At 69.7% G+C, this 4876-nt stretch carries 6 protein-coding genes; 3 read left to right on the plus strand and 3 right to left on the minus strand.

Features of this window, described 5'->3' with window-relative positions:
• Together ABZ260_RS46620 and ABZ260_RS46625 are read left to right on the plus strand one after the other, a co-directional pair.
• Positions 1-522 (plus strand): hypothetical protein (locus tag ABZ260_RS46620; RefSeq protein ID WP_355631173.1); only part of this gene is annotated, 522 nt, incomplete at its 5' end.
• Positions 523-614: 92 nt separating this feature from the next.
• Positions 615-1106 (plus strand): GNAT family protein, encoded by a 492-nt coding sequence (locus tag ABZ260_RS46625; protein ID WP_355631176.1) that lies wholly within the window; start codon positions 615-617, stop codon positions 1104-1106.
• A gap of 34 nt (positions 1107-1140) precedes the next feature.
• Here ABZ260_RS46625 and ABZ260_RS46630 read toward each other — a convergent pair whose 3' ends face one another.
• The 3 genes from ABZ260_RS46630 to ABZ260_RS46640 form a co-directional block, all read right to left on the minus strand.
• Complete coding sequence (locus ABZ260_RS46630) at positions 1141-1497, minus strand: DUF742 domain-containing protein (RefSeq protein ID WP_355631179.1); 357 nt, start codon at positions 1495-1497, stop codon at positions 1141-1143.
• Entirely contained in the window at positions 1497-3542 is a 2046-nt protein-coding gene (locus ABZ260_RS46635) for a nitrate- and nitrite sensing domain-containing protein (protein WP_355631182.1), read from the minus strand. Before ABZ260_RS46635 ends, ABZ260_RS46630 begins: the two co-directional genes overlap by 1 nt.
• A gap of 435 nt (positions 3543-3977) precedes the next feature.
• Complete coding sequence (locus ABZ260_RS46640; RefSeq protein ID WP_355631185.1) at positions 3978-4337, minus strand: barstar family protein; 360 nt, start codon at positions 4335-4337, stop codon at positions 3978-3980.
• 336 nt (positions 4338-4673) lie between these two features.
• On the opposite strand from ABZ260_RS46640, the gene ABZ260_RS46645 reads away from it, so the two are divergent.
• Positions 4674-4876: hypothetical protein (locus ABZ260_RS46645; protein ID WP_355631188.1), on the plus strand; the 203-nt coding region annotated here is incomplete at its 3' end.

The raw sequence follows: 4876 nt of genomic DNA on the forward strand, positions 1-4876 counted from the left end.
ATCAGCCTCTGGGGCCCGGAGTACATCCATCTCCTCTGCGCCTTCTTCTCGTCCTGGGCACAGGGCCGGCACGGGGTGCTGCTGCCGGAACTGCTTGAGGCCGCCGAGGACGACTCCAACAGCCTGCTGCGCCCCGCCGCCGTACTGGCGGTGATCGAGGCGGGGGACGAGGCGCTCGCCCACCGTCTGATCGACCGGTGGGGCGTCGCCGTCGAGCGTGACTGGGCGTGGCAGTTCGTCACCTGGCAGTGGGGTCTCGTCGCGGCCAGGATCGGCCGTCCCGATCCGTACGGGCTGCTGGAGGAGCTGGAACCCATCGCCGGACAGCTGGTGACGCTGGGAACGGGATGCATCTCCTGGGGGACGATCCATGATGTGGTCGCCCAGCTGCTCCACAGGACCGGTCGCGCCGAGGACGCCCTGGCGCACGCCGAGCGAGCGCGGGAGATCCACCGCCGCCTCGGGCTGCGGCACCTGGAACACCGCAGCGCCGCGCTGGCCAGGGAGATCCGTGAAAGCTGATCCCGCCGGCCGTCCGTGACTCTCCGAATCGTCACTCATGGCTGCCGAGTGCCCAGCTTTCGCGGGACGGTCCCGGGGTTACCCTGCACGGCATGATTGAAGTGGAGTTGCGTGGATGGCGACCCGACGACATGTGGGTCGTGCTCGACGCGTTCAGCTCCCCGGACATGGCCGAGCAGGCGGCCAGGCCCATCGACACGGCCCAGGCGGCGCTGGAGTGGATGGGGGTCTGGGGCTTCCGCGATGACGCGCGGGCGTTCGCCGTGGTGTCCAACGGCGAGGTCGTGGGGAACGTCGCCGTGAGCAACATCGACGCGCACGAGACCGGCTGGGTGTCCTACTGGACGATCCCGCGTGCCAGGGGACGGGGCGTGGCCGTGGCCGCCGCCAGGAAGATGGCCGAGTGGGCGTTCAGGGAACGGGGGCTGTTCCGCCTGGAGCTGGGACACCGGGTCAGCAACACGGCCTCCTGCGCGGTGGCCACCAGGGCCGGATTCCGATCCGAGGGGGTTGAGCGGGCCAAGCTGAGTCACCAGGGCGTCCGCTATGACGTGGAGCGGCACGCCCGCCTGGCCACCGACTGAGCGGTGCTGCTCGGCGCACCGGCGTAACGCGGGCTCAGAGGGCTTTGAGCCCGGCGAGGAGGTCGCGGAGCAGGTTCTCGCGGGGGATCGCGGAGGGAGCCGCGGGGAGCCGTACGGTGATCAGGTCGTGGTCGCGCAGGTCGCCGAGGAGCACCCGGAGCACTCCGACGGCCAGGCCGGTCTCCCCGGCCAGCTCGGCGACGGAGATCGGCGCGCGGCAGGCGTTCAGGATCGACATGTGCTCGGGCGGCAGGTCCCGGCGCGGGGCCCGGACCGCCACCACCACGGCCATCAGGTCGAAATGAGCCCCCGCGGCCCTGGTCCTGCCGCGGGTCATCGTGTAGGGGCGGACGATCGGACCGGCCTCCCGGTCGAGCCAGCGCTCGGTCATCAGGGCCCACCCTCCTGCCCGGTGCGCCGCCGTTCGTCGCGGAACGACGCGAGCACGCCGCTCGGGACGGCTCCCCTGCTCTCCGGGGTGGTCTCCGCGGCGGGGTCACCGGAGGCGGCCCGTTCGGCGGGTACGGTCTGGCGCACCCGTTTGGGGAGGCCGTTGCCGGAGGGCAGCCTTTCGACCTCGACCGAGTAGGTGAACCGGGGATCGAGCGGTTCGACCACCAGCTCGCCCGGGAGCAGCACGATCGCCGTGGTACCGCCGAAGGGGGAGGGGCGCAGGGAGACGCGGATGCCGTGCCGGATGGCGAGCTGCGCGACGACGAACAGGCCGAGCCGGTCGCTGTCGGCCAGGTCGAACTCCGGCGGGTCGGCCAGCCGCGCGTTGAGCCGGGCCATCTCCTCGGCGGGGATGCCGAGCCCCCGATCCTCGACCTCGATGGCGTAGCCCTTGGCGACCGTCTCGCCGTGCACGCGTACCGAGGTGTGCGGGGGAGAGAACATGGCGGCGTTCTCGACCAGCTCGGCGACCAGGTGGATCACGTCGGTGACGACCGCGCCGATCACGGACGGGCCGTGCGGAACGCTGATCGTCACGCGCGGATAGTCCTCGATCTCCTCGACCGCGGCACGGACCACGTCGTAGATCGTGACCGGTGTCCGCCAGCCCCGTCCGGGGACGGCGCCGGACAGGATGATCAGGCCCTCGGAGTGGCGGCGCATCCGGGTGGTCAGGTGGTCCAGGCCGAACAGATCCTCAAGGGTCTCCGGGTCGCGGGCCCGCCCTTCCATGGTCTCCAGCATGGCCAGCTGCCGGTGCAGCAGGGACTGGCTGCGCCTGGCCAGGTTCACGAAGACCTTGTTGACGCCCTTGCGCATCTCGGCCTGACCGACGGCGGCCTCGACGGCGGTCCGTTGCACGGAGGAGAACGCCTCGCCGACCCTGGCGACCTCGGTGGTGCTGCCGATGTTGATCTCGGGTGCCTCCGAGCAGACGTCCTCGCCCCGGCGCAGCCGCCGGACCACGTCGGGCAGCCGCCTGTCGGCCAGGTCGAGGGCCGCCTGCTGGAGGTCGACGAGCTCGCCGCCCAGCCGCCGGCCGAACCGTACCGAGACGAAGACGGACAGCCCGACCGCGACCAGGCCCAGCCCGCCGGCGAGGCCGATCTGGATCAGGATGCCGGTGGCGAGCGGCATGGACCGCTCGCTGATGCGTTCGCTGACCTTTCCGGCGCGGCTGTCGAAGCCGTCGGAGAGACGGGTGGCGACCTCGGCCCAGGCGGGGGCCGGGACCGCCGACGTGGCGATGGCGTTCTCGATCCCCTCGAACGAGGAGTAGTCGGGGGAGTCGTGCAGGGGGGTGTAGAGGGCCTGGAACTCGGCGTCGAACTGGTCGAAGCCCAGGGAGTAGAGGAGCCTGCGGCCGGTGACCAACTCGCTGAACCTGGCACGTTCCGAGGGGCTCATGGCCCCCTCGACCACGGCTCCGGAAATCAGGGCGGCCTGCTGGCTGAGGATCTCGCGGCTCCGCCCGACCATGACGACGGCCCGCGCCTGGTCGGTCAACTCGATGTCGGTGGATATCCGCACCTTCTCGTAGGCGTCGAAGGCGGCCTCGATGATCCCGGTGTAGGCGTCGAGCGTCTGCAGCCGGGTGTCGGTGCGGGTGTCGACGCCGCTGCGGATCTGGGTGAGCCGGTCCATGGTGCGAAGGAGCCGGTTCAGCCGCTCCCAGGTGTCCGGGACGAGGTCGGAACGGGCCTCGGTGATCAGCCGCTCCAGTTCGGCTCGCGCGGCGTTCGTACGGACGCGCTGGGCGTCCAGTTCCGCACGCGAGACGTCGACGTCTCCCAGGACGGACAGCGACAGCAGCCGTTCGTGCTGGAGCGCGGTGGTCACCTTTCTGGCGGGCAGGACCGCGTACGCGTAGCCGTCGCGGATCTTGAGGAGTTCCTGGCCGCTCTGGACCGTCAGGCTGGCAGCAAACGCCCAAATAACTACAAGGGATATAATTGGTACCAGAAGTAAGGTAAAAATTTTCACCCTGATTGAGTATTTTCGGCCAGCCATAATACCTCGCACTACTGAGATGCGTGGTTAACAGTCGCCAAACATAGCAATGAGGGTCACTTGGTGCTAGATGTGCATGTGAGTCATGGTGAGATGATTTATCGTGCTGTATCGGTTTGGAACCTTCCATACCTCAGATACGTCTCTTTAGGTAGGAGGGGAGCCTTCAATGCGAACGATTGCGGAGCTGGTCAAAGCCGAGGCTGAGCGGGCGGGACAGTCGGCGCGGGCCCAGGGCGGCACGCTGGCGGTGCAGTTGGTCCGTTTCAGCCCGCGGTTGGTGACGGCCGAGGTCGGCGAGGGCGCCGCGTGCGTCGAGTTCCGGATCGTCGATGAGACGCTGGACTGGCGCTGCAGCTGTCCCGAGGGCCGTGGCGGTGCCTTCTGCGCGCACTGCGTGGCGACGGCTCAGTCGGTCAGCACGAGAACGGACAGGAAGGACTCTCCGGGCGTGTCATCGGCGACCGCCTCGGTGAGGACGGTCCGGATGGCGTCGTAGGTCTGGCGGTCCTCGCTCCGAAGCGTCGACGGCTCCGACCAGAGCAGCAGGTGCTCGCCCGGCGGCAGCCACGACAGGTCGGTCAGCACGTCATAAAGCGAGTCGAGGGTGTGCCCGAAACGATCGGGCAGGTCGAGGGCCTCGGCGATCGCGTCCATCGCCTCGGCCGAAGTGGTGATCTTCGCGCCGTTCAGCGGGTGCGGCGTCGCGGTGCCGAGCATGGACTCGACCTCCGCCGCCGACCCCTGGCGGAACGTTCCTCTGGGCAACGCGATCATCCCCGTCCGTCGCAGGGGAGGGGCGCGCGGCGGCCGTCGTCCCGGCTCACCGTCGACCACACGCCCTGAGCTGCTGGTTCGCACTGCTTCTCGGACATCTCACCTCGCCGAACTACCCGCGCGCGCCCGCTGGAAAACGGGACGGCGGCGTGTCCTCCCGCCGCTCGCTGGAATGGTGTTGTCTGGTTGTCAGACAATATGCCTACAATCGCCCCATGAAACTCGCCGTGATCGGAGCCGCCGTGCTCTGGGGGACCGCGGGAACCGCGGGCCTGCTCGTCGCCGGAGTCGATCCCGTGTCCATGGCCGCCGCACGCCTGGTGATCGGTGGCCTGGTCCTCGCCGCCGTCACCGGCCCCGCGCGGCTCCTGCGTCTCCCCCGAGGCCCGCTCCCGGCGCGTGGGCGCCGCCTTCCGGCGCGCCTCGGCCCGCTCGTCGCACGTCTTCGACCTCGGTGCCGACCTGCCGATCCGGGCGACCCTGCTGCGTGTCTCCGCCGAGGAGTCCGTCCTGGTCATGCTCCAGCACCA

This window comes from Streptosporangium sp. NPDC006013 (assembly GCF_040614275.1).
GTDB lineage: Bacteria > Actinomycetota > Actinomycetes > Streptosporangiales > Streptosporangiaceae > Streptosporangium.